Source organism: Nocardia mexicana NBRC 108244 (assembly GCF_001613165.1).
GTDB classification, from domain to species: Bacteria; Actinomycetota; Actinomycetes; order Mycobacteriales; family Mycobacteriaceae; genus Nocardia; species Nocardia mexicana.
In genome coordinates this window covers 52272-76040 of the sequence record NZ_BDBV01000022.1, presented here as the reverse complement: position 1 = coordinate 76040, position 23769 = coordinate 52272, and the positions used below count along the sequence as shown (strand labels likewise).

Annotated in this window: 22 protein-coding genes; 14 read left to right on the top strand and 8 right to left on the bottom strand. The window is 70.1% G+C overall.

What is annotated here, in order from left to right:
* Positions 1–46 precede the first annotated feature (46 nt).
* Positions 47–1513, bottom strand: a complete 1467-nt coding sequence (locus NM1_RS08875) for an aldehyde dehydrogenase family protein (protein ID WP_068016421.1) — start codon at positions 1511–1513, stop codon at positions 47–49.
* A gap of 247 nt (positions 1514–1760) precedes the next feature.
* On the opposite strand from NM1_RS08875, the gene NM1_RS08870 reads away from it, so the two are divergent.
* The 7 genes from NM1_RS08870 (at position 1761) to NM1_RS08840 (ending at position 7919) form a co-directional block, all read left to right on the top strand.
* A complete protein-coding gene (locus tag NM1_RS08870; RefSeq protein ID WP_068016418.1) occupies positions 1761–2468 on the top strand; it encodes an SDR family NAD(P)-dependent oxidoreductase in 708 nt (235 codons plus the stop codon).
* Positions 2469–2484: 16 nt separating this feature from the next.
* Entirely contained in the window at positions 2485–2679 is a 195-nt protein-coding gene (locus tag NM1_RS08865) for a ferredoxin (RefSeq protein ID WP_068016415.1), read from the top strand.
* 42 nt (positions 2680–2721) lie between these two features.
* A complete protein-coding gene (locus tag NM1_RS08860; protein WP_068016412.1) occupies positions 2722–4404 on the top strand; it encodes a thiolase C-terminal domain-containing protein in 1683 nt (560 codons plus the stop codon).
* A gap of 155 nt (positions 4405–4559) precedes the next feature.
* Positions 4560–5537, top strand: a complete 978-nt coding sequence (locus tag NM1_RS08855; protein WP_114699398.1) for an alpha/beta hydrolase — start codon at positions 4560–4562, stop codon at positions 5535–5537.
* 5 nt (positions 5538–5542) lie between these two features.
* Positions 5543–6112 (top strand): DoxX family protein, encoded by a 570-nt coding sequence (locus NM1_RS08850; protein ID WP_068016874.1) that lies wholly within the window; start codon positions 5543–5545, stop codon positions 6110–6112.
* A 73-nt stretch (positions 6113–6185) separates the two neighbouring features.
* Positions 6186–7007: an NAD(P)-dependent oxidoreductase gene (locus NM1_RS08845; protein WP_068016870.1), complete on the top strand. Its 822-nt coding sequence runs from the start codon at positions 6186–6188 to the stop codon at positions 7005–7007.
* Between the two features lie 45 nt (positions 7008–7052).
* Positions 7053–7919 (top strand): NAD(P)-dependent oxidoreductase, encoded by an 867-nt coding sequence (locus NM1_RS08840; RefSeq protein ID WP_342773673.1) that lies wholly within the window; start codon positions 7053–7055, stop codon positions 7917–7919.
* Positions 7920–8045: 126 nt separating this feature from the next.
* On the opposite strand, the gene NM1_RS08835 is transcribed toward NM1_RS08840, so the two are convergent.
* A complete protein-coding gene (locus NM1_RS08835; RefSeq protein WP_068016406.1) occupies positions 8046–8234 on the bottom strand; it encodes a ferredoxin in 189 nt (62 codons plus the stop codon).
* Positions 8231–9523, bottom strand: coding sequence for a cytochrome P450 (locus NM1_RS08830; protein ID WP_068016403.1), 1293 nt, complete (start codon positions 9521–9523; stop codon positions 8231–8233). Before NM1_RS08830 ends, NM1_RS08835 begins: the two co-directional genes overlap by 4 nt.
* Positions 9524–9668: 145 nt before the next feature.
* Here NM1_RS08830 and NM1_RS08825 point away from each other — a divergent pair, with 145 nt between their 5' ends.
* Complete coding sequence (locus NM1_RS08825) at positions 9669–10820, top strand: acyl-CoA dehydrogenase family protein (RefSeq protein WP_068016400.1); 1152 nt, start codon at positions 9669–9671, stop codon at positions 10818–10820.
* A 10-nt stretch (positions 10821–10830) separates the two neighbouring features.
* Complete coding sequence (locus NM1_RS08820) at positions 10831–12081, top strand: acyl-CoA dehydrogenase family protein (RefSeq protein WP_068016398.1); 1251 nt, start codon at positions 10831–10833, stop codon at positions 12079–12081.
* Between the two features lie 31 nt (positions 12082–12112).
* Here the strand turns inward: NM1_RS08820 and NM1_RS08815 are convergent, their stop codons facing one another.
* The 3 genes from NM1_RS08815 to NM1_RS08805 are packed head-to-tail and all read right to left on the bottom strand — an operon-like array spanning position 12113 to position 15314.
* Positions 12113–12880 carry an enoyl-CoA hydratase/isomerase family protein gene (locus tag NM1_RS08815; RefSeq protein ID WP_068016395.1) on the bottom strand — a complete coding sequence of 256 codons (768 nt, stop codon included), beginning with the start codon at positions 12878–12880 and terminating at the stop codon, positions 12113–12115.
* Positions 12880–14151 (bottom strand): acetyl-CoA hydrolase/transferase family protein, encoded by a 1272-nt coding sequence (locus NM1_RS08810; RefSeq protein ID WP_068016391.1) that lies wholly within the window; start codon positions 14149–14151, stop codon positions 12880–12882. The genes NM1_RS08815 and NM1_RS08810 overlap by 1 nt, the downstream gene beginning before the upstream one ends.
* Entirely contained in the window at positions 14148–15314 is a 1167-nt protein-coding gene (locus NM1_RS08805) for a CaiB/BaiF CoA transferase family protein (RefSeq protein WP_068016387.1), read from the bottom strand. The genes NM1_RS08810 and NM1_RS08805 overlap by 4 nt, the downstream gene beginning before the upstream one ends.
* Positions 15315–15424: 110 nt before the next feature.
* On the opposite strand from NM1_RS08805, the gene NM1_RS08800 reads away from it, so the two are divergent.
* The 5 genes from NM1_RS08800 to NM1_RS08780 all read left to right on the top strand — a co-directional run bounded on the left by NM1_RS08800 (position 15425) and on the right by NM1_RS08780 (position 21739).
* Positions 15425–16978: a class I adenylate-forming enzyme family protein gene (locus tag NM1_RS08800; protein ID WP_068016867.1), complete on the top strand. Its 1554-nt coding sequence runs from the start codon at positions 15425–15427 to the stop codon at positions 16976–16978.
* Entirely contained in the window at positions 16975–17745 is a 771-nt protein-coding gene (locus NM1_RS08795; protein WP_068016384.1) for an SDR family NAD(P)-dependent oxidoreductase, read from the top strand. The genes NM1_RS08800 and NM1_RS08795 overlap by 4 nt, the downstream gene beginning before the upstream one ends.
* Before the next feature lie 113 nt (positions 17746–17858).
* Positions 17859–18842, top strand: a complete 984-nt coding sequence (acuI, locus tag NM1_RS08790; RefSeq protein ID WP_068016381.1) for an acrylyl-CoA reductase (NADPH) — start codon at positions 17859–17861, stop codon at positions 18840–18842.
* Between the two features lie 10 nt (positions 18843–18852).
* Positions 18853–20034: an FAS1-like dehydratase domain-containing protein gene (locus NM1_RS08785; protein WP_211339306.1), complete on the top strand. Its 1182-nt coding sequence runs from the start codon at positions 18853–18855 to the stop codon at positions 20032–20034.
* Between the two features lie 16 nt (positions 20035–20050).
* The gene (locus NM1_RS08780) at positions 20051–21739 is read left to right on the top strand and encodes a class I adenylate-forming enzyme family protein (protein ID WP_068016375.1); all 1689 of its coding nucleotides are present in this window, start codon (positions 20051–20053) and stop codon (positions 21737–21739) included.
* A gap of 65 nt (positions 21740–21804) precedes the next feature.
* On the opposite strand, the gene NM1_RS08775 is transcribed toward NM1_RS08780, so the two are convergent.
* Both NM1_RS08775 and NM1_RS08770 read right to left on the bottom strand, forming a co-directional pair.
* Positions 21805–22902, bottom strand: a complete 1098-nt coding sequence (locus NM1_RS08775) for a cytochrome P450 family protein (protein WP_373864033.1) — start codon at positions 22900–22902, stop codon at positions 21805–21807.
* Positions 22903–23241: 339 nt separating this feature from the next.
* Positions 23242–23739: a DinB family protein gene (locus tag NM1_RS08770; RefSeq protein ID WP_068016370.1), complete on the bottom strand. Its 498-nt coding sequence runs from the start codon at positions 23737–23739 to the stop codon at positions 23242–23244.
* Positions 23740–23769: the final 30 nt, after the last annotated feature.

Genomic DNA, 23769 nt, shown 5'->3' with positions numbered 1-23769 from the left:
GTCGTGCGCGGGGCACGCAGTGTCCTCGGTTCGCTCGCAAGCTCACTCACGCGACCACCTCCGCCAGGGTCTTGTGCTCCAGGAATTCCTCCATCCCGAGCCGGCCCATCTCGCGGCCGATCCCCGACTGCTTGTACCCGCCGAAGGGGGCGTCGGGGTGAAAGTAGCTGCCGCCGTTGATACTCAGCGTGCCGGTGCGGATGCGCCGAGCCACCGCCCTGGCCCGGTCCGGGTCGGCGCCGAACACCGCGCCGGACAGGCCGTAGATGGAGTTGTTCGCGATGCGCACGGCGTGTTCCTCGTCGGTGTAGGGGATGAGGGCGAGCACCGGGCCGAACACCTCCTCCTGCGCGATCTCGCTGTCCGGGTCGACATTCGACAGCAGCGTGGGCCGGTAGAAGTAGCCCGGATCGATCTTCTCGCCGCCGGTCACCAGCGTGGCGCCCGCGGCGACCGCGCGCTGCACCATGCCGTCGACCTTGTCGCGCTGCCGGGCGCTGATCAGCGGTCCCATATAGGTTTTCGGATCGCTCGGATCGCCGTGGGTCACGTGCGCGAAGTTGGCGGCGATCAGCTCGGCGACCTTGTCGTGCTCCCGCGCGGGCACCAGTACGCGGGTGGTGAGCGCGCAGCCCTGGCCCGCGTGGGTGACGACGCTGAAGGCCGCGAACTGCGCCGCCTTGATGTAGTCGGCGTCGTCGAGCAGGATCATCGCCGATTTGCCGCCCAGCTCCAGGAAGACCTTCTTCAGCGAGGCACTGGCGGCGGCCATGATCTGGCGGCCCACCGGGGTGGAGCCGGTGAAGGTGACCACGTCGACGTCCGGGTGGGTGGTCATCCGCTTGCCGACCTCGACATCGGAGGAGGCCAGCACGTTCACCACGCCCGCCGGAATGTCGGTGTGGCGGGCGATGATCTCGCCCAGCGCCAGGGTGGCCAGCGGGGTGTCGGGCGCGCCCTTGAGCACCACCGTGCAGCCCGCGGCCAGCGACGGGGCGAGCTTCGCCAACGCCAGCTGATGCGGATAGTTGTAGGCGGCGATGGCGGCCACGACCCCGGCGGCCTCCTTCTCCACCCAGCGCCGGTGCCGCTGGCCGCGGACCTCGACCTCGCCGAGGTCCTCGCTCCACTCGAAGCCGTCCAGCAGACCCGCGTAGTAGCGCACGATCTCGAACGGCACCTCGAGCTGATGGCCGTGGGTGAGCATGCGGGTGGCGCCGACCTCCGCGATGGTCAGCTCGCGCAGCTCCTCCACGTTATCGCGCAGGGCCTGATAGAGCTGGTGCAGGCAGCGGGCCCGGAACTGCGGGTTCGTCGCCCAGTCGGTGGTGTCGAAGGCCCGCCGGGCCGCCGCGACCGCCGCGTCCACCTCGGCCACCCCCGCCTCGGGGGCGTGGCCGTAGACCTCACCCGTCGCGGGGTCGAGCGAGGCAAGCGTCCGCCCGGTCTCGACCAGCTGCCCGTCGATCAGCAGCCGCCGCGCCACCGCTACCGCCTGTTCCTGCGTTGACATCCCGTCTCCCTAGCCGATCGTGGAAACTTCATTCTCGATATCAGAGAATGTAACATTCGTACGCCGGGGCCGTAACAAGTCGCGAGAATCCCTTGGCGCCGATCGACTTCCCGGCGACCACCGAGCGTTCGATCCCCCGGCCCGGCCCGGCCCGAAACTCTTGCGGACAGCAAGCTGACGAGAGTACGGTTCTCATACTTAGAAGGGAGATTCTTGTGCTGGAGCAGATCACCCGAGAGGGGAGCGCGTGAAGACAGCAGTGGTCACCGGGGGTGCCTCCGGCATCGGCCTCGGCATCGCCCAGCGCCTGCGCAGCGACGGATTACACGTCGCCACAATGGATCTCAACCCGCCCGTCGACGACGACCTCGCCTACCGCGCCGACGTCAGCGACCCGGAGGAGATCGCCGCGGCGCTGACCGCCGTGCGCGACCGGCTCGGTCCGGTCACCGTGCTGGTGAACGCCGCGGGGGTGGACGGCTTCAAGCGCTTCCAGAACATCTCCTTCCCCGAATGGCAGCGCGTGATCGAGGTGAACCTGCACGGCGTCTTCCACACCACGCAGGCGGTACTGCCGGACATGCTGGCGGCGGGCTGGGGGCGCATCGTCAACATCTCCTCCTCGAGCACGCATTCGGGGCAGCCGTTCATGTCGCATTACGTATCGGCCAAGTCCGCGGTCAACGGGCTCACCAAGGCGCTCGCGCTGGAACTCGGCCCGTCGGGCATCACCGTGAACGCGGTGCCCCCCGGATTCATCGACACCCCGATGCTGCGCCGCTCCGAGGAAGCCCGGCGGCTCGGCGGCTCCGTCGAGGAACACATCCAGCGCACCCCCGTCCGCCGCGTCGGCACGCCCGGGGATATCGCCGCGGCCTGCGCGTTCCTCATCTCCGAGGAGGCCGGCTACATCACCGGCCAGATCCTCGGCGTCAACGGCGGGCGCAACACCTGATCGAGAGGAAGTACACGTGAGAGTCCGAGTCGACCAGGAACGCTGTCAGGGGCACACGCTGTGCGCGATGATCGCCCCGAAGGCGTTCGAACTCAGCGAGATCGACGGCCATTCGACCCCGGTCGACGAAACGGTCCCCGCCGATCAGCAGGAGCAGGTGCGCGAGGCGGTGCATTCCTGCCCGGAGCGGGCGATCGCTGTCACCGAGTAGCACCGCGCCGAATTCCGGTGGGAGACAACACGAGGAGACCGCGTGGCAGAGCAGACCTCTGCGGCGGCGGGTGAGCCGTCGGGCCGCCCACTGCCGCTGCTGACCCCGGACGTCGAATTCTTCTGGACCGCGGGGGCCGACGGAAAGTTGCGCATCCGGGAGTGCCGCGCCTGTTCGGCGCTGCTGCATCCGCCGCAGCCGGTGTGCCGGTACTGCCGCGGGCACGACCTCGGTATCCGGGAGGTGTCGGGCGCGGCCACGCTGGCGAGCTTCACGGTGAACCACCGGTTCGCGCTGCCCGGACTGCCGCCGCCCTATGTGGTGGCGCAGGTGGCGCTGGTGGAGGATACGCGAGTTCGGTTGACCACCAACATCATCGACGCCGACCCGGACGAGCTGGTGCTCGGCATGCGGCTGGAGGTGGTCTTCCGGCGGGACGGCGATGTCTGGCTCCCGCTGTTCCGGCCCGTCGCCGACCAGCCCGCGCTCGCACCGCTGCCGGTGGACGAGATCGACCCCGGGCGCTTCGCCGAGCAGGTGCGGCCGATGATCCGGCAGGAGAAGTTCGAGGAGAAGGTGGCGCTCACGGGGATCGGCATGTCCCGGCTGGGCCGCCGGTTGATGGTGCCGCCGCTGGAGCTGACGATCGAGGCGTGCGAGCGAGCCGTCGCCGATGCCGGACTGGCCCTCGACGATATCGACGGCCTGTCCTCCTATCCCGGCGGCGGGAATCTGGGCGGATTCGGAGAAGGCGGCGTCACCGCACTCGAGGCCGCCCTCGGCCTGCGGCCCACCTGGCACAACGGCGGCATCGAAACCTTCGGGCCGGGCGGTTCGGTGATCGCCGCCATGACGGCGGTCGCGGCCGGACTGGCCCGGCACGTGCTGTGCTTCCGCACGGTGTGGGAGGCGACGTTCAACGAACTGGTGAAGCAAGGGCGCGTCACGCCGTCGGGCGGGCGCACCACCAGCTGGATGATGCCGTTCGGCGCCACCTCGGCCGCACATCATTTGGCGCAGAACGCCCAGCGGCACTTCCACCGCTACGGGACCACGCGCGAGACGCTCGGCTGGATCGCGCTCAACCAGCGCGCCAATGCGGAGTTGGAGCCGACCGCGGTCTACCGCGACCCGATGACGATGGACGACTATCTCGCGGCGCGGCCCATCACCACCCCGTTCGGGCTCTACGACTGCGATGTGCCGTGCGACGGCGCCCTCGCGGTGATCGTCTCGGCCGTCGACGCGGCCCGCGACCTGCCCGCGCCGCCGGTGCTGGTGGAGGCCGTGGGCACCCAGATCGTCGAGCGCATCGAATGGGATCAGAGCACGCTCACCCACGAACCGCAGGTGCTCGGCCCGGCCGCGCACCTGTGGACGCGCACCACGCTGCGGCCGGAGGACGTCGACGTCGCCGAGCTCTACGACGGGTTCACCTTCAACTGCCTGTCCTGGATCGAGGCGCTCGGCTTCTGCGGCATCGGCGAGGCCCGCGATTTCCTCGACGGCGGCAAGGCCATCGCCCGCGACGGCACGATCCCGGTCAACACCCACGGCGGCCAGCTCTCACACGGCCGCACGCACGGGATGGGGCTGCTGCACGAGGCGGTGGTGCAGTTGCGCGGGGCCGCGGGCCCACGCCAGGTGGAGGACGCACGGGTCGCGGTCGTCTCCAGCGGCGGACTCACCCCGGGCGGCGCGATGCTGCTGCGAAGAGATTCCTGACCGACTCGACATCGATTGGTAGGCAATGTTATTCGAATACGACGAGTTAACAGGGGCAGGGCCGTGTTGACTTCGGTTGGTACGCAACGGAACTCAGGCACGCCGAGCCCGCATCGCCGGAGGCCGCGGATCATGTCGACCTCGACAGGGGCGCGATGACACTCACGCAATCCGATCTGTCGCCCGTGGACGATGCCGCACCGATACCCGTGGTCGCCGACGTCGACGGCATCCCGGTGTCGGGCCTGCTGGCGGAGGTGCCGTCGCCGCGGGCCGTCGTGGTCGCGCTGCACGGCGGTGCCACCACCGCGGCGTATTTCGACTGCCCCGGGCATCCCGAGCTGTCGCTGCTGCGCACCGCGCAGCGCCTGGGATTCACCGCGCTGGCGTTGGACCGGCCCGGATACGGGAGTTCGGGACCGTTCACCGACCAGCTGGCACCACCGCGGCGCCGGGTCGATCTGATGTACGGGGCCGTCGCCGAACACCTCGCGGGGCGGGCGCGCGGCGCGGGTGTCTTCTTGCTCGCCCATTCCGCCGGTTGCGAACTCGCGCTGCGAATGGCCGGTGACGAGCGCGGGCGCGACCTGCTCGGCCTCGAGGTGGCGGGGACCGGTCGCAGCCCGCACCCCGCGGCGGAGAAGCTGCTGGGTCCGTGGCCGGAGGGCACGCGGCCGACCGGTGTCGGCGCGCTGCTGTGGCAGCCCGGACGCCTGTACCCGCCCGAACTTCTCGGCGGCGCGACCATCGCCGTGCCCGGGCCGCGGCTCGAGGCCGCGTCGATCACCGACTGGGCGGGGAAGGATCTGCCGCGCATGGCGGCGCGGGTCCGAGTTCCCGTGCGCTGGAGCGTGGGCGAGTACGAGACGGTGTGGCGCAACGACCCGGAGGAACTCGCCGATATCGCCACGCTGTTCGGCGCGGCGCCGCGTGTGGTGCTCAATCTGCAGCCCAACACCGGGCACAACTCGAGCCTGGGCTACACGGCGGCGGCGTACCACCTGAAGGTGCTCTCCTTCGTGGAGGAGTGCGTGGTGGCCGCCTCGACCGGCGAATTCACCGCGCCCGCACAGCAATTCGACGGCTCTGCCGTCACATCGGACAGCGGCGCGCAGGCGTCGCGGAGGAGGTGAGCACCATGGCGGCCGCTGATGTCGCGCTGATTCTGCTGCGCCTGGTCGTGGGCGGCACCATGATCGCGCACGGCGTCAACCACTGGATCGGTGGTGGCAAGATCGCCGGGACCGGGCGCTGGTTCGCCTCGCTCGGGCTGCGCCGCGGCCTGCTGCAGGCGTGGTTGAGCGTGATCGTCGAGATCGGTGCGGGCGCACTGCTCGTCCTCGGCCTCCTGACGCCGTTCGCCGCCGCGGCGATCGTGTCGGTCATGCTCGTCGCCGGTCTGCTGGCCCATCGCGGCAATGGATTCTTCGTCTTCAAGGACGGCTACGAGTACGTGCTCGTGCTGGCGGCCGCCGCGGTGGCGCTGGGGCTACTCGGGCCGGGGTGGCTGTCCCTCGACCATGCGGCCGGAATCGAGGTCACCGGGTGGGCCGGGGGCGGCATCGCAATGTTCCTGGGCGCCGCGGCCACCGCCGGACTCCTGGCGGTGTTCTACCGCCCGGCTTCGGATCCTCCCGCGCCCACTCGAACCGACTCTGCCACAACGGATGTGCCGATAGCGGACTCCGCAACCGAAGAGGTGCGCTGATGCCTGCCGTGCCCACCGGATCCGGCAGCACACACCGTGCGCCGCGGAGGCCTGAGTTGTGGGGGGTGCGGTGATGCGGGTCGGGTTCATCGGGGTCGGGAGTCAGGGTGGGCCCATGGCTCGGCGGATTGCGGAGGGTGGGTATCCGACGACGCTGTGGGCGCGGCGGGCAGCATCATTGGAGCCGTTCGCCGATACGCCTGCCACGACGGCGAATTCGCCCGCCGAGCTGGCCGAGCGGAGTGATCTCGTGTGCCTGTGCGTGGTCGGTGACGCGGATGTGCGTGAGGTGGTTACCGGCGAGAGCGGGGTGCTGGCCGGAATGGCGCCGGGGTCGATCATCGCCATCCATTCCACCGTGCATCCCGACACCTGCCGGGAGCTGGCCGAACTGTCGGCGGCACAACAGGTCTCGATCATCGACGCTCCGGTCAGCGGTGGCGGCCGGGCCGCCGAGTCCGGCAATCTGCTGGTCATGGTCGGCGGCGCGACCGAGGCGGTCGAGCGCTGCCGCCCCGTGTTCGCGACCTACGCCGACCCGATCGTGCACCTGGGCGACCTCGGCGCCGGGCAGGCCACCAAGCTGCTCAACAACCTGCTGTTCACCGCGAATCTCGCCACCGCCATGAGCACCCTGACCCTCGGCAAGGCCCTCGGCATCAGCCCGGACCGGCTCGGAGAGGTGATCACCCACGGCACCGCGAACAGCTTCGCCCTGGGCCGCATCACTTCCGCGGGCGGCACGCTGGACCGACTCGCCTACCACGCCGGGGATCTCCTCCGTAAGGACGTCGGCCTGGTGGCCCGGCTGGCGGAGGCCGCGGGCATCGTCGAGCCGGGCATCGTATTCGGCGCAGCCGACGCCGCTCTCACCATGATGGACCGGTCGCGTTGAGCATGAACAACCAAAGCCCTACCGCGCGAACGTAACCCACCGCCACTGCCAACTGTCGCGGCCGGGTGTGCACGGCCTGCGGCGTCACGCAGAAGGAGAAGCATGCGGATCGGATTCATAGGGGCGGGGCGCATGGGACGGCCGATGGCCCGGCGACTGGTGGGAGCGGGCCATACGGTCCGCGCAGTGGGGAGATCCGCCGAAACCCGCGATGCCCTAGCTGAATTCGGCGCAGAACCCGCCGAGACCGTCGCCGGCGCCGTCCGCGACGCCGAGGCCGCGGTGGTGTGTGTCTTCACCGACGAGCAGGTCCGCGAGGTATGCCTGAGCGGGCCGCTGCTGCAGTCCCTTCCGCGTGGCGCCACGCTGATCGTGCACACGACCGGCAGCCCCGGCACCATCGCCGATGTCGCCGCCGCGGCCGAGCCTCGCGGCGTCGAGGTCGTCGACGCGCCGGTCAGCGGGGGTCCGCACAATATCGCCGCGGGCGACCTCACCGTGTTCGTCGGCGGCGTCGAAACGGCGGCAGCCGACGCACGAAAAGTCTTGTCCGCCTACGCCGATCCGATCCTCCACGTCGGCCCACTCGGCACGGGCCAACGCGTCAAACTCGTCAACAACGCCTTGTTCGCCGCGCAAATCGGCCTCGTCACGGACGCCGTCCGCCTCGGCAACCAACTCGGCGTCCCGGAGAGCACTCTCCTCGCAGCCCTCCCCCACGCCAGCAGCTCGAGCCGCGCCCTCACAAGTATCGCCCACAAGGGCACGGTCGAATCCTTCCGCACCTCGGTCGGCGATTTCCTCCGCAAAGACGTAACGGTCGCCCGAGATCTGGCCACCGATCTGGGCGCCGACCTCGGAATACTGCACGCCGCCATCGCCACGGCCCTGCGAACTCCAAGGCAGGGCTGAGCGTGCCCTGGTCCAACGGTCTACCGGGTCACGCGGCAGCGGTGCCCATCATGAAGGGTCCCGACCCACGCGACCTGGTGCACCCGAGCCCCTGCCTCGGCGTTGGACAGTCAGCGGCGCAGCCACTCACTCGATCACGATGGCTCGTTCCGGGCAGGACTGCTCCGCTTCCTGTACCGCGCGCTCGTACTCCTCGGGTACGTCCGCCGTGGTGACCTCGGCGTAGCCGTCGTCGGTGAGGGTGAAGACCTCCGGGCAGGCGCCCAGGCAGACGCCGTGGCCGCGGCAGCGGTCCTCGTCGACGGTGACCTTCATCGGGCGGCCTCCTCGACATCGAATTCCAGGTGCAGCGAGGTGAGGCCGCGCAGGATGAAGGTCGGCAGGTAGTGGTAGCGGCGGGCGCCGGCGGGGCCGTGCACGCTCTCGTCGATCCGCAGGTCGGCGGTGCGTTCGAGGAGCCGCTCGATCGCCACCCGGGCCTCGGCGCGGGCCAGCGGGGCGCCGGGGCAGGTGTGCACGCCGCGGCCGAAGGCCAAGTGCGAGCGGGCATTCGAACGCCCCGCCTCGAACGTGGTCGGATCCTCGAAGCGCCGCGGATCCCGGTTCGCCGCGCCGTTGACCACCATCAGCACCGTGCCCACCGGCACCTCGGTCCCGCCGACCGTGGTCGGGCACTTGGCCAGCCGGAAATCGCCCTTCACCGGACTCTCCATCCGCAGCGACTCCTCGATGAAATTCTGGATCCGGCTGCGGTCCTCACGCAGATACCGCTGGATGTCCGGCCGCTCCGCCAGCAGCTTCAGCGCCGAGCTGAGCAACCGGACGGTGGTCTCCTGACCGGCGGAGAACAGGTTCGCGGCCACCCGCACCACATCCAGCACCTCGGGCTGCCGGCCGTCCGGGAACGTCGCGGTCGCCATGCTGGTGAGCACGTCCCCGGTCGGATTCGCCCGCCGGTCCTCGACGTAAGCCGAGAACCGGGCGTACAGGAACTCGATCGGGTTGTGCGACATGCCTTCCCCGTCGGTGCTGCCCACGCTGGAACCCTCCCGGTGCGGATCGCGCTGTAGCGCCTGCAGGAACTCCTCCTGGTCGGCCTCCGGCACGCCCAGCAGGTCGGCGATCACATACAGCGTGAACGGTCCCGCGAACTCCCGGATGCAGTCGCCGCCGGTGGCCAGGTACCGATCCAGCAGCCGGTCGGCGATGGCCCACATCGCCGCCTCGTTCTCCTTCAGGCGCTTCGGCGTGATCAGCCGCATGAGCAGGGCCCGGTGATCGGTGTGCACCGGCGGGTCCAGGGTCGGCAGCTGATCGCTCATCGGCAGCGTGTCCCGATGCGCGGCGATGAGTGCCTCGACATCCGACGAATCGTCCAGCGGCACAGGAAAACCCGGAAACGGGCCGGTCACCGAGATGCACGAGGAGAAGCGCTCGACGTCGTTGTAGACCTCGAGCGCCTCGTCGTATCCGGTCACCATCATCACGTCGTGGTGTTTCTCGCGCGTCACCGGGCACTGCGCCCGCAGGGCATCGAAGTACGAGTACGGATCGTCGACCAGTTCCCGTCCGAGGAAGAAGTCCAGCTCTTCGAAGTTTTTCACGACTCGACGGTTCCCTTCGACACCCACGACCGGCGCGGCCTCCGGACCGTTCGCCAGTCGACTTCCGTGATTGAGAATCTTCCTCTCATCTGTGAGTATGAGATTTCCACATCTGTAGCCCCGCGTCAACCAGAGGACCGGCACCATGCCCCACGATCCCGCCGCGGACCAGCGGTTCTTCCAGGCGACCACCCGCGACTTCCTGGCCGGGACCATGCCCGTCGCCACCGTGCGCGAACTCGGCGAGACGGGCACCGGATTCGACCGTCGGTGGTGGCGGCGCGGCGCCGAATTGGGCTGGACCGCCATGCTGGTGCCCGAATCCCTCGGCGGCGGAACGGTTTCCGGACGGCCGATGACAGAGTTGGCGCTGGTCGCGATGGAACTGGGCCGCTCGTGCGCGCCGGGGCCGTTCGTCACGACCAATGCCGTGCTGGCGGGTTTGGCGCCACACGCCGAGCGGTTCGCCGATATCGTGACCGCCGTCCTGTCCGGCGAACGGATTGCGGTGTGGGCGGTGTATGAACCGGGCCGCGGCTTCGACGCTCTCGGAACCGGTACACCGGCAGGACGGGCCGCCTATGCCACCCGCATCGAATCCGACGGCACCGGCGTCCGGCTCACCGGCGTCAAGGACCGTGTCGAGGCGGGTGATCAGGCCGACCTGTTCCTGGTGACCGCTTCCGGCCCCCGAGGTCCGGTCCAGGTGCTCGTTCCCGCCGATGCACCCGGCGTCACCGTGGAACCCGCGTGGACACTCGACCTCGTCCGCCGCACCGCGCGAGTGACGTTCGACCACGTCGCGGTTCCCTCCGACGCCGTCGTGAACATCGGCGCCGAGGCCGAAACAGCCGTCCGCGCACAGGCACTCACCGCGGCCGTGCTGACCGCGGCCGAGTCGGTCGGCGCGGCCGACAGCGCCTTCGACGCCACCCTCGCCTGGCTGTCCGACCGCTACACCTTCGGCCGCCCGCTGGCGTCCTACCAGGCGCTCAAACACCGCATGGCCGACAACAAGACCTGGCTGGAGGCGTGCCGGGCGACCGCGGCCGCCGCCGCGGCGGCCTGGGACGACGATCCGGCGACGGCGGCCGAGGCGGTCGGCATCGCGAAATCGTATGTGGGCGCGAAGGCTCCGGTGATCGGCCAGGACTGTGTGCAGCTGCACGGCGGCATCGGCGTCACGTGGGAGCACGACCTGCACCTGTACCTGCGCCGGATCACCCTCGGCCGCGCCCTGTACGGCACCCCCGAGGAACACCGCCGCCGCATCACCGATCTACTCGACGCCGCCTGAGGAGGCCGCCATGACCACCGATACGGAGCCCGTCACCGACCTCGAGTCCGTCTCCGAATTCCGGGACCGGGCGCGTACCTGGTTGCGGCAGCATCTGCCACCCGCTCCCCCGCCGGACGGCGATGCCTACAGCGAGGAGTCGTGGGAGCGCGCCCGGCAGTTGCAGCGCATCCTCTACGACGGCGGATACGCGGGCATCTGCTTCCCCGACGAATACGGCGGCCGCGGCCTGACCCCCGCCCATCAGCAGGCGTTCACCGAGGAATCCGCCGCCTACGAAATGCCGCTGCTGCTCAACGTCCCCACGCTCGCCATCTGCGCGGCGACCCTGCTCGATCTCGGCACCGAGGAGCAGAAGCGGGCGCACCTGCCCGCCGTGCTGCGCGGCGAGGAGATCCTGGTGCAGTTCCTGTCCGAACCGAGCGGCGGATCGGATCTGGCGGGGCTCACCACCCGCGCCGAACGCGACGGGGAGCGCTGGATCCTCAACGGCTCCAAGATCTGGAGCTCCGGCGCGTACGCCGCCGACTACGGGCTGTGCCTGGCGCGCACCAACTGGGAGGCGCCCAAGCATCGCGGGCTCACCCTGTTCCTGGTGCCGGTGCGCGGCGAGGGCGTGACCGTGCAGCGCATCCGGCAGGTCACCGGCTCCACCGAGTTCTGTCAGGAGTTCTTCGACGATGTCGCGCTGCCCGAGGAGGCGGTGCTCGGCCGGGTCGACGAGGGCTGGGACGCCGCGTCCCGGTTGCTCGGGCACGAGCGGGCGGCGCTCGGCGGCACCTCGCCCTACACCAGCGGCGCCCGCCCGCATCTGGGCGGCGAAGCGGAGCGGCTGCTCGAATTGGCCCGCGCCACCGGACAACTCGACGATCCGCGCACCCGCGAGGACATCGGCGAGGCACGGGCCATGAACGTCGTGCGCGATCAGCTCATCGGCCACGTCACCGCGGCGATCGCCAGCGGTGCCCTGCCGCCTTCCGCGGGCGCCATCACCCGCCTGTTCAGCGCCGAAAACGCTTGGCTGCAAACGGATACCGCGCTGCGCATCGCCGGATCCACGGCGGCCACCCACGCACCGGGCGACCCGGCCGACACCGAGAAGATCGGACTCGACTACCTGTTCCGCGCCGCGTGGAGCCTGGCGGGCGGCAGCACGGAGATGGCGCGCAATGTGATCAGCGAACGGGTACTCGGCATGCCGCGCGAATACGCGGCCGACCGCGACGTGCCGTTCAACCAGGTCGAGCGCGGCCGCCGGTAGGACGCACCGGCCGATGCCGGAAGATCAAGGCTCAGCATCCTTTCCAGCGCGGCCGCCGCTTCTCCGCGAAGGCGCGAGGGCCCTCCTGCGCGTCCTCGCTCGCGTAGCACTCGACCGCGGCGTGCCGCGCGGCCTGGAGGGCGGCGGAGCGGCCCATCTCGGTGGCGAGCATGACGGTGTCGCGGGCGGCGCGGACCGACAGCGGCGCGCCCGCCAGGATCTCGGTGGCCAATCCCAGTGCGGCGCCGAGTAATTCGTCCGGCTCGGCGAGACGATTGACCAGTCCGATCTCGTACGCGCGGCGCGCATCGATGGGCCGCCCGGTCAGCAGCAGTTCCATCATGATTCGCTGCGGGATCATGTGGATCAGCGGCGCCGCCCACGGGGAGCTGCGGCCCACCTTCACCTCGGTGATCGCGAAGGTGGCGGCGGTGCTCGCGACGCACAGATCGCAGGCCTGCGCGATCATCCACCCACCGGCGAACGCCGCGCCGTTGACCGCGGCGATGGTGGGTTTGGACAGTTCGAGGGTGTCGTAGGGCAGCGGGAACATCTCGCGGGGCGGCACGCCCATCCCGCTGTCGACCATCTCCTCGAGATCGCCGCCCGCGCAGAATGCCTTCGTCCCGGCGCCCGTGAGAATCGCGACGCGCAGCGCGGGATCGCGCTCGAACCGGTCCCACGCCTCGAACAGCCCGGCCCGCACCTCCGCCGACAGGCAGTTGCGTCGCTCCGGCCGGTTCAGGGTGAGGACGGCGATGCCGTCGGTGCGGGCCTCGAAGATCACGGCATCGGACATCAGTAGCCTCTCCGCCGGACGACATGCGCCGCATGCTCCAGCCCTTCTCGAAAATCCGGATGTGCCACGGCAATCAGCCGACGTGTGCGTTCGGCGAGGGTCCGCCCGGCGAGTTCTGCCGCGCCGAATTCCGTCACGATCACGTCGACGTCGCTGCGTGCCGTGGTGACCGGCCCGGTGAGCGACGCGGTGATCCGGCTGACGGTGCCGCCCTTGGCGGTGGCGGGCAGCGCGATGATCGCGTGCCCGCCCGGCGAACGCGCCCCCGCCCGAACGAAATCCACCTGACCGCCGGTACCGCCGAGATACGCCGCACCGCTCTGTTCGGCGTTCACCTGGCCGGTGAGATCGACCTCCAGCGCCGAGTTGACGGTCACCAGCCGCTCGAGCCGGGACAGCACCACCGCATCGTGCGTGTAATCCGTGGCGCACATCCGGAGGGCCGGATTACCGTCGGCGAACCGGTACAGGCGCTCGGTGCCGATGAGCGCACCGGTGATCGAGACCCCGCGATCGATCTCCTTGCGCGCGTTGGTGATCACACCCGCCTCCACCAGATCCACCACGCCGTCGCCGATCATGCCGGAGTGCACGCCGAGATCGGTGCGGTCGTGCAGCAGCCGCAGGATGGCCTCGGGAACCGCGCCGATGCCCGTCTGCAGGACCGCGCCGTCCTCGATGTACGCGGCCGCATGCGCGGCGATCTGCTCGTCGACCGGGCCGATCCGGGCGGGCGGCACCCGCACGGGAGGCTGGGAAGCCGGTATCGCGTAGTCGATCTCGGAACGCCGGAGGACGGCGCCGGCCGTCCGGGGCACCCGATCGTTCACCTCCGCGATCACCACCCGAGCCGCCGTGACGGCCGCCCGAGCGTAGTCGCTGATCAGCCCAAGACTGTGCACGCCCCTGCTGTCGGCCGAGCTCACTTGCACGAAAGCCACGTCGCAGCCGAGGATTCCGGCCTCGATCAGCGGCCCGACCCGGCTGACGTGACACGGCACGATCGCCAGCCGGTGCTTCGCGGCCACGGACCGCAGCGCACCGATGGCGCCCATGCTGGACAGTGCGAAGGAATCGGTGGCGGCCGGGGTGAACAGCCCCGAGAAGCTGGTGGCGATGAACACCGACAGCCCGCCGATCTCTCCACCCTGGGCGATCAGCGCCTCGATCAGCGTGGTCGGCTCACCGCAAGCCTGCCCCACGACTATCCGGTCACCCGGCCGCAGGATCTCGCGCAGATCCAGATCTGCCGCCTCGATCACCGCCGTCATCCGCGCACCCGCCCATCCGCCTCGGCAGCCCGCATTCGGCCGACCACCTCCTCGGTGTCGGCGCCCAGCCGCGGAGCCGGTCCCGCGACCCGTCCCGGCGTGCGGGAGAACCAGGTCGGCGGCCCGGGGAAGCGCACCGGCCCGTACGGGCCGTCCACGGTCTCGAAGAAGCCCGCGTCGAGCAGATGCGGATTGTCGAAGAGGTCGTCGAGGGAGCGCACCGGCGCCGCCGGAATATCCAGTGCGTGCAGCAGTTCCAGCCACTCCCCGGTGGTGCGCTCGGCGAATGTCTCGGCGAGCCGGGCATAGACGGTGTCGATGCGGGCCGCCCGCTGCTCCAGGGTGGCGAATTCCCTTCCGGCCCAGGGCGGATGCACGGCGTCCACGAACGCCGCCCACTGCTTGTCGTTGTAGACGAGCGCGGCGATATGACCGTCGGCGGTGCGATAGGGCCGCCGATTCGGCGTCACCGCACGCGGATACGCCGCGGTGCCCAGCGGCGGGTCGAACATCGCCCCGTTGGCGTGTTCCACGAGCATGAACGCCGCCATGGTCTCGAACATGGCGACCTCGACCTCCTGCCCCTCCCCGGTGCGCTCGCGATGGAACAGCGCCATCGTGGTGGCGTACAGCGCGGTCAGCCCGGCGATCTTGTCGGCCATGATGGTGCCGACATAGCTTGCGGTGCCGGTCAATTGCTGCTGCACGGACGGCAGGCCGCATTCGGCCTGGATGGTGTCGTCGTAGGCGGCGCGGCCGGCGTCGCGCCCGCGGCGGCCGTAGCCGTAGCAGTTGGTGTAGACGATCGCCGGGTTCACCGCGGCCACCTCCGCGTAGCCGAAGCCGAGCCGGTCGATCGCGGCGGCGCGCATCGAGTGGATGAAAACGTCTGCCCCCGTGACGAGTTCGCGCAGCGTCGCCCTGCCGTCGGCGGTGCGCAGGTCCAGCAGCACGCTGCGCTTTCCCCGGTTCACATTGACGAAGACACCGGCCATCCCGCGCTCGGGCCCGGTCGAGATGTAGCGGGTGTTGTCTCCACCGGGCGGCTCGATCTTGACGACCTCGGCACCCATATCGGCCATGATCTGCGTGCAATACGGGCCCATCACCATCGCCGTCAGGTCGATGACTCGGATTCCGGACAGCGGTCCTGCATATTCCATCGCCACGTCCTCGTTCGCGACCGCACCGGCGCCGGGCGCACGGCCCCGGACTCTCGGCGATTTCGGTCTATCTGATGAATCTTTATAAGGATAGTGATATCAAGGACTGCGTGGACAGTGTCAATGGCGCGGGCCCGCCGGGTCCGCTCCGGCCGATCGCTCGGGTGCTGGACGCGGCCCTCGCGGCGCGGCCGGAGGCCACGGCCGTCGAAGCCGCCTCGGGCGCTTGGAGTTACGCCGAACTCGACGAGCGGTCCGAGCGCGCGGCCGGTGCGCTCTGGTCGCTCGGCGTGCGCCCCGGCGACCGGGTCGCCGCCTGCCTGCCCAACGATCTCGATATCGTCGCCGCCTTCCACGGCGCCCAGCGCGTAGGTGCGATCTGGGCGGGGATCGGCGAGGCACTGTCGGCGAGCGAACAGCAGCGACTGGCCGGGCTCTGCGATGCCGCAGCGGTTCTGGCCGGGCCCCGGTGCCTCGTGGACTCCCGCACCACCATCGACCCCGCCCGCTGGGCGGAGCTGTTGCGCACCGCGCCGACGGCCCCCCGCATTGATCAGACTCTGGACGCCCCCGCCGGAATCGCCTTCACCAGTGGCACTTCCGGCGCACCCAAGGCGGTAGTGCACAGCCAGCGCAATCTGCTGCTGCCCGGCGCGGTACTGGTCGCGGCGCGCGGCTGGGGGCCGGAACTGCGCAAGGGCGACAGCTTCCCGCTGACCACGCTCAATCTGCTGGTGCTGTCGACCCTGCTCACCGCGCAGGCGGGCGGATGCGCGGTCATCATGGACCGCCGAGACGCCGACGGTGTCGCCGAGTGGATCGAGGGGCACCGAGTCACGGTCTGGAACGGCGCGCCCGCCCAGCTCTACGATCTGGCACGCCGCACGACGGCGGATCTCGGCTCGCTGCACGAGGTCTGGAGCGGCGGCAGCGACACTCCCGATTCGGTGCGCACCGCGTTCGCCGCCGCGCACGGTCCGGTGCCGCGCGCGACCTACGGCCTGACCGAGGCGCCGACCGTGGTCGCGATCGATCCGCCCGGCGGCGAATGGGTGCCGGGGAGTAGCGGCCGGGTGCTGCCGCATCTCGACGTCGCCGCCTACGACGAGCACGGCCGACGGCTCCCGGCAGGTACCTCCGGCGAACTGAAACTCGCCGGGGCACAGTCGGGCCCGTGGGCCGGGCTGTGGACGCCGATGCTCGGCCATTGGGACGGCGGCCGCATCCGCCCCCTGCCGCCGGGCCCGATCCCTACCGGCGATATCGGCGCCGTCGACACCGGCGGCAGTCTCGCCGTGCTGGACCGCAAGAAGCTGGTGATCATCCGCGGCGGCGCCAACGTGTACCCGCTCGAGGTGGAGCGAGTCCTCGGCGCGCACCCCGACGTCGCCCAGGTCGCGGTCTGCGGCATCCCCGACGAGCGGCTCGGCCAGAAGGTCGCCGCGGTGATCGAAAGCATCCATCCGGCAGTGGATTTCGAGTCCCTCGCCGCGCTGTGCAGACGAGAGCTCGCTGCCTACAAGGTCCCGGAGATCTGGTCGCGGGTCGACGCTCTCCCCCTCAACGCCATGGGCAAGATCGAACGAACCCGCCTTGCCGAACTCGTCTCCGGGACCGCCACGGCAGTCGATCTCACCGCACGCATGCCGCGGAGGCGGCCGTGAGCACGCCCCTGGACCACATCGCCGATCTGTTCGGCCTCGACGGCCGGGTCGCGATCGTCACCGGTGCGTCGTCCGGACTCGGGGAGGCGGTCGCGGAGAGCCTGGCCGCGCTCGGCGCCCGGGTGGCGGTGGTGGCTCGGCGGGTGGACCGGCTGACCGACCTGGCGGCGCGGATCGACGGCCACTGCGTGCCGTGCGATCTGGCCGAGGGCGCCGACGCCGTGGTCCCGTCGGTGGTCGCCGCGCTCGGGCCACCGGAGATCCTGATCAACGCCGCCGGGAACCGCTTCTCCGAGGATCCGGCCGAATCCGAGACGCCGGACGCGATCGACCGGACCCTGGCACTCAACCTGGTCGCCCCCTTCCGCCTCGCGCAGGAAGTGTTCCCGCACATGCGGTCCCGTGGGCGGGGCTCGATCGTCAACATCTCGTCGATCAGCGGACGCGTCGGCATACCGGGTATCCCCCAGGCGTCCTACGCCGCGAGCAAGTCGGGGCTCTCCGGCCTCACGGCAGAGCTGGCCGTGCAGTGGGCGCGGCACTCGATCCGCGTGAACACCGTGGCGCCCGGATTCTTTCGCAGCGAGATCACCGACAGCCTCTACGACGACGAGCGCGGCGCGGCATACCTGCGCCGCAACACCCCGCTACCCGCCGAGGCGAAGCCGGAGGACATGGTCGGCGCCGTGGTGTGGCTCGCCGGGGATGCCGCCCGCTACGTGACCGGACAGACCATCGTCGTGGACGGCGGCTGGACCGCCCGCTGACCGGCGGCTCCGTCCACGGAACGCCGACAGACCCCCGAACAAGAATAGAAGCAGAATTTACATGTGAGAGAATGATATTCTCTCACAGCGCCGAGAAAGGAACTCGCAGGCGAATGTTCACGGCACTGCTCATCGACAAGGCCGATGCGAACCCGAAGGTCGCGCTGACGGAGGTGAACGAGGCGGACCTACCGGAGGGGAATGTCCGCATCGACGTCGCGTACTCGACTCTCAATTACAAAGACGCCCTGGCCATTACGGGCGCATCCCCGATCATCCGCTCGTTCCCGATGGTGCCCGGCATCGACCTGGCCGGTGTCGTCGCCGAGAGCACGCACCCGGACTGGTCGGCCGGCGACTCCGTCGTGCTCAACGGCTGGGGCGTGGGCGAGGGCCACTGGGGCGGACTGGCCCAGCGCGCCCGGGTGGACGGTGACTGGCTGGTGCCGCTGCCCGCCGAATTCAGCGCGCGCCAGGCGATGGCGATCGGCACCGCGGGTTACACGGCCGCGCTCTGCGTCGACGCACTGCAGCGGCAGGGCATCGCGCCGGATCAGGGCGAGATCCTGGTGACCGGCGCGACGGGCGGCGTCGGCAGTATCGCCATCGCGCTGCTGGCGAAGGCCGGATTCACCGTGGCCGCCGCGACCGGGAAGTCCTCGGAGACAGGCTATCTCCGAGATCTCGGCGCGAGTTCCGTGGTCGACCGCGCAGATCTGGCCGAGCGCGGCAAACCGCTGCAGCGAGAACGCTGGGCCGGTGGGGTCGACACCGTGGGCAGCCACACCCTCGCCAATGTGTGCGCGCAGATTCGGTACGGCGGCGCGATCGCTGCGTGCGGTCTCGCGCAGGGCATGGACTTCCCGGCCACGGTCGCGCCGTTCATCCTGCGCGGGGTGACACTGCTCGGCATCGACAGCGTGCGGGCCGCCACGCCGCGTCGCCTGGAGGCCTGGACCCGGCTCGCCCGCGACCTCGACCCGGCCGCACTGGATTCGATCGCCACGGAGATCTCGCTGGGCGACACGATCGCCGCGGCGGACCGGCTCGTCGACGGCGCCGTGCGCGGCCGTTTCGTCGTGGACGTGAATCGCTGAGGAGTTTGCCGTGACCGAGAAGACGATCGAGCTCGACCTCACCGATGTCGACCACCGCGTCGGCAAGCCGGTCGGCGGCGGGCAGCTGTGGGATCCGTGCAGCACCTCCGACATCCGCCGCTGGGTGATGGCGATGGACTACCCCAACCCGCTGCACTGGGATCAGGAATTCGCGCGGGAATCGCGGTACGGCGGGCTGGTCGCGCCCCAATCCATCGCCGTGGCACTGGATTACGGGCACGGCGCCCAGCCTGCGTGCGTGGGCCGCATCCCGGGCAGCCACCTCATCTTCGGTGGCGAGGAGTGGTGGTTCTACGGCTGCCCGGTGCGACCGGGCGATTCGCTGCGGCAGGAGCGGCGCTTTCACGACTACAAGGTCGCGGAGACGAAATTCGCCGGGCCGACCATGTTCTCGCGCGGTGACACCGCGCACCGCAATCAGCACGGCGTGCTGGTCGCCCGCGAAAGGTCCACCGCCATCCGCTATCTCGCCGCCGAGGCGAAGAAGCGCGGAATGTACGACAACCAGCTCGGCGCCGTGAAGTCCTGGACCGCGGCGGAATTGGCGGCCGTGGACGAACTGCGGCACGAGTGGCTGCTGTCCAACCGGGCCGGCGTGTCCCCGCACTTCGACGAGGTGAAGGTCGGCGACCGCCTGCCGCGGCGCGTCATCGGACCGCACACCATCGCCAGCTTCACCACCGAGTACCGCGCCTTCCTGTTCAACATCTGGGGCACCTTCCACTGGACCGCGCCGGAGGGCGTCGACGACCCGTGGATCAACCAGGATCCCGGCTGGACCGAGGGATTCGGATTCGACGAGGACGGTGCCCGGATCGATCCGCGGCTGCGCGACGGCCTCTACGTCGGTCCCTCGCGCGGGCACATCGACGCCGACCGGGCCGGTGAGGTCGGCATGGCCCGCGCCTACGGCTACGGCGCCACCATGGGCGCCTGGTGCACCGACTATCTCGCGTACTGGGCGGGTAACGACGGCCTGGTGCGCCACACCAAGGCGGACTTCCGCGGACCCGCGTTCGAGGGTGACGTGACCTACTTCGACGCCGAGATCGTAGGCAAGGACACGGATTCGGTGTGGGGTGTGCCGCTGGTGCAGGTGAAGTTGCGGCTCACCGACCAGGACGGCGGCCTGCTGGTCGCCTGCACCGCCGAAGTCGAGCTGCCGTACTGAGCCGGGGAGAACGACGATGGGCACCCACGATACGGTTCCGGCGATCGCCTCCGGTCCACCGCTCGATACGGAACCGGGGCTCGGGCCGCTCACCCTGCCCGGTTTCCTGCGCGAGGTGTCCCGGGCCTACGGAGACCGCGAAGCGCTTGTGGCACACCAGGGTTCCGAGGTCACCCGTTGGACCTACGACGAGCTGTGGGATCACGCGACGGCGGTGGCCCGCGCCCTGCGCGCGTGCGGGGTGGGCAAGGACAGCCGGGTCGGCGTGCTCATGACCAACCGGCCCGAATGGATCGCCACCGTCTTCGGCACCTCGCTCGCCGGGGGCGTGGCCGTGGCGCTCAGCACCTTCTCCACTCCGGCCGAGCTGGACCACCTGCTGCGAGTGTCCGGGGTGTCGGTGCTGCTGTTCGAACGTGCCGTCGGCAAGCGGGATTTCGCGGCGACACTCACCGAACTGGAACCGGCGCTGGGCACCACCGCACCCGGCGCGGTGCGGTCGGTGACCTATCCGTTCCTACGGCACCTCGCGGTCGTCGGCACCTCCGTCGCAGGCGGGGCGATCGACTCCTGGGACACGTTCCTGGCCCGCGGCGCGGCCGAGCCCGCCGAATTGATCGAGGCGACAGCAGCTTCGGTACGGCCCGGCGATACCGCGGTGCTGTTCTTCTCCTCGGGCAGCACCAGCCGTCCGAAGGGCATCCGCAGCGCGCATCGCGGCGTGGCCCTCCAGATGTGGCGGTTCCGCCGCATGTACGGCTTCGGCCCGCAGGACCGCGTTCGATGCTGGACGGCGAACGGCTTCTTCTGGTCGGGCAACTTCGGGATGGCGCTGGGCGCGACGCTCGCCGCGGGCGGCAGCCTCGTCCTGCAGTCGACCTTCGACGCGAGCGCGGCGCTGCACCTGATGGAGTCGGAGCGGGTGAATTTCCCCGTCGCGTGGCCGCACCAGTGGGCCCAGCTGGAAAGCTCGCTCAATTGGGCGGCAACGGATCTCGGCAGCCTGCGGTTCGTGGACGTGAACACCCCCGCGGCCCGGCATCCCCGAGTGTCGACCGACTGGACCGAACCGGGGCACGCCTACGGCAATACCGAAACCTTCACCATCACCACCTGCTTCCCGGCGAATACCCCCGCGGAGACGATCGCGGGCAGCAGCGGCGAACCGCTGCCGGGCAATACGATCAAGATCGTCGACCCGCTCGCGGGAACGGTCCTGGCCCGCGGCGAGAGAGGCGAGATCTGCGTCAAGGGCCCGACCTTGATGCTGGGCTACGATGGCACCCCGCTCGACGAAACCCTCGACCCCGGCGGCTATTTCCACACCGGCGACGGCGGATACCTCGACGACGCGGGCCGCCTGTTCTGGGAGGGCCGCCTCACCGACATCATCAAGACGGGCGGCGCCAACGTCTCCCCCCGCGAGGTGGACGAGGCCCTGGCCGGGTATCCGGGCGTGCACATCGCCCGCACCGTCGGCGTGCCACACGAGACCCTCGGCGAGGCAGTGGTGGCCTGCGTGGTGCCCCGGACGGGAATGCGCTTGGACGGCAACGAGATCCGCGCCTTCCTCCGCGAACGCCTGGCCAGCTACAAGATCCCGCGCCACGTCCTGTTCTTCGCCGAGGAGGATCTCGCCCAGACCGGCAGCGCCAAGATCAAGTCCAGCGACCTCCGCGAGCTGGCGGCCCGGCGCCTGTCCTGACCGGCCGCCGCCGACCGGCCACTCACTCGGCGAGGAGCCTGCCCCGAGGTGGTTCGCCCGTACCCTCAGTACGGGTTCAGCGGCGACGCGGGCGGAAAGGTGACCGGTAGGGCCGCCAGGGCCCGATGGAAAGGGCCGGGCCGCCACGCGAGTTCGTCGGCCGGGACGGCCAGGCGTATATCGGGCAGCACGTCGAGGAGCTGATCGATGGCGTTCTGGGCGATCAGGTAGGCCAGCGATTGCGCGGGGCAGGCGTGGCTGCCGATGCCCCACGACAGGTGCGAGCGGTTGCCCGTGTGGTCCTCGGCGCGGATCGCGGGATCGTTGTTGCAGGCGGCCATGCTGATCACGATCGGCTGATGGGCCGCCAGCCAGACATTGTCGAGCAGGATCGGCTGGCGGGGGTAGCTGATGAGGAAGTTCGCCAGCGGTGGGTCGTCGAACAGCACCTCGTCCAGGGCGTCGCGGGTCGACAGGCTGCCGCCGACGACGCTGCCGCCGAACCGGTCGTCGGTGAAGATCGCGAGCAGCGTGTTGGCGATCAGGTTCTGCTGGAATTCGATCCCGGCGCCGTAGTGGCCCGCCACCTGGTGGACCATCTCCTCGTCGTCGAGCCCGGCGGGATGCCGCAGCAGCAGAGACGTGAGGTCGCTACCGCTCTCGGCGCGTTTGAGCTGCACCAGCTCCAGCATCGCCGCACTGATCATTCGGTTGCCGTTCTCGGCGTCGACGCCCTCGACGAGCGCGGCCATGCCGTCGGCGACCCGCTGCCCGATCTCCGGCGGGCAGCCCAGCAGCGCGTTGACCGCCCCGAAGGCCAGGGGGAACGCGTACTGCTGGATCAGGTCGGCGGTCCCGGCTCGGCAGAAGGAATCGATCAGCGGCGCGGCGATCTCCCCCACCGCGGCATGCAGGGCGAACGAATCCACCTCGCCGATGCTGCCGGTGATGGCCTGCCGGTAGCGCAGGAAGTCCGGGCCGCTGTTCCGGCTCGCGGTGGGCCGCCACTCCATGATCGGGCGGACCGGGCAGTCGGCCGGAACATTCTCCTGCCACGTGCGCGGGTCGGCCGGAAAGCGCTCGGGATCATTGAGGATCCGCACCGCCGTGCGGTATTCGACCACCAGCGTCGCGGGCACGCCCGGCGCCAGGTCCACGGGCACCAAAGGCCCGTACCGCCTTCGCATCTCGCCATATGCGCGGTGCGGATCGGACGCGAACTCGGGCGCGTACAGCGGCACCCGCGAGTCGGGCGCGCCGACCGGTGCGCCGTGGACGACCGGACACGAAGGCGACGAGGTCACTTGCGGGGAATTCGGGTGCGCCAATCACTGTCCTAGGGCTCGCGGCAGGTATTCGACGGATGGGACGGCGATCGACAGCGGCGGCGGTGCGGATAGCCACCGACGATGGTGACACCGCGCCCGCTCGAACGAGTAGTGCCGATGGTGCCGATCCGGCGGCCGATCGTGCCAATGTGTCCCGCCGGTGGCGCGGAAGTCTTACGGGCTCTGGGGTATCGGGCGATCGATCTGCTCGCGCAGGATGTCGCCGTGACCCGCGTGCCTGGCGAATTCTTCGATCATGGCGAGCAGGGTGAAGCGCATGCTGATCGTCCCTTCGCCCGGAACGTCCCTGGTGTCGTCGAGGTCGAAGCGGGCGGCGATGGCCCGGGATCGACGGCTCGCGCGCTCGAACTCGGCGATCACGTCGTCCAGCGACTCGTCGTCGGTGACGGCGAAGGTGCCCTCGTCGCGCTGGGAGTACCCGTCGCATTCGGATTCGCCGAGTTCCGCCCAGAATCGTTGGAACCAAATCCGTTCCGCGGCGGCCGCGTGCTTCAGCAAGGAGATCGGCGTCGTCAGCGAGGCGACGAGTCGGCGGCGGGCATGTGCCTCGGACAGCCCGCGTGCGGTCTCGATGAGTGCTTCGCGGTTCCGATCGAGCGTGTTCTCGAGGAGCGCTCGCTCGGGGCCATCGGTAATTCGATTGGTACGCATGGGCTTACGCTCCTGCAGCGCTGGATCGGA

Bases quoted from the DNA above. Each gene is read 5' to 3' on its own strand.
- NM1_RS08810 (WP_068016391.1), bottom strand. From the start codon at position 14,151: ATGACGGCGGTGATCGAGGCGGCAGATCTGGATCTGCGCGAGATCCTG.
- NM1_RS08770 (WP_068016370.1), bottom strand. From the start codon at position 23,739: ATGCGTACCAATCGAATTACCGATGGCCCCGAGCGAGCGCTCCTCGAG.
- acuI (WP_068016381.1), top strand. From the start codon at position 17,859: ATGTTCACGGCACTGCTCATCGACAAGGCCGATGCGAACCCGAAGGTC.
- NM1_RS08855 (WP_114699398.1), top strand. From the start codon at position 4,560: ATGACACTCACGCAATCCGATCTGTCGCCCGTGGACGATGCCGCACCG.
- NM1_RS08780 (WP_068016375.1), top strand. From the start codon at position 20,051: ATGGGCACCCACGATACGGTTCCGGCGATCGCCTCCGGTCCACCGCTC.
- NM1_RS08875 (WP_068016421.1), bottom strand. From the start codon at position 1,513: ATGTCAACGCAGGAACAGGCGGTAGCGGTGGCGCGGCGGCTGCTGATC.
- NM1_RS08805 (WP_068016387.1), bottom strand. From the start codon at position 15,314: ATGGAATATGCAGGACCGCTGTCCGGAATCCGAGTCATCGACCTGACG.
- NM1_RS08825 (WP_068016400.1), top strand. From the start codon at position 9,669: ATGCCCCACGATCCCGCCGCGGACCAGCGGTTCTTCCAGGCGACCACC.
- NM1_RS08845 (WP_068016870.1), top strand. From the start codon at position 6,186: ATGCGGGTCGGGTTCATCGGGGTCGGGAGTCAGGGTGGGCCCATGGCT.
- NM1_RS08835 (WP_068016406.1), bottom strand. From the start codon at position 8,234: ATGAAGGTCACCGTCGACGAGGACCGCTGCCGCGGCCACGGCGTCTGC.
- NM1_RS08820 (WP_068016398.1), top strand. From the start codon at position 10,831: ATGACCACCGATACGGAGCCCGTCACCGACCTCGAGTCCGTCTCCGAA.
- NM1_RS08815 (WP_068016395.1), bottom strand. From the start codon at position 12,880: ATGTCCGATGCCGTGATCTTCGAGGCCCGCACCGACGGCATCGCCGTC.
- NM1_RS08850 (WP_068016874.1), top strand. From the start codon at position 5,543: ATGGCGGCCGCTGATGTCGCGCTGATTCTGCTGCGCCTGGTCGTGGGC.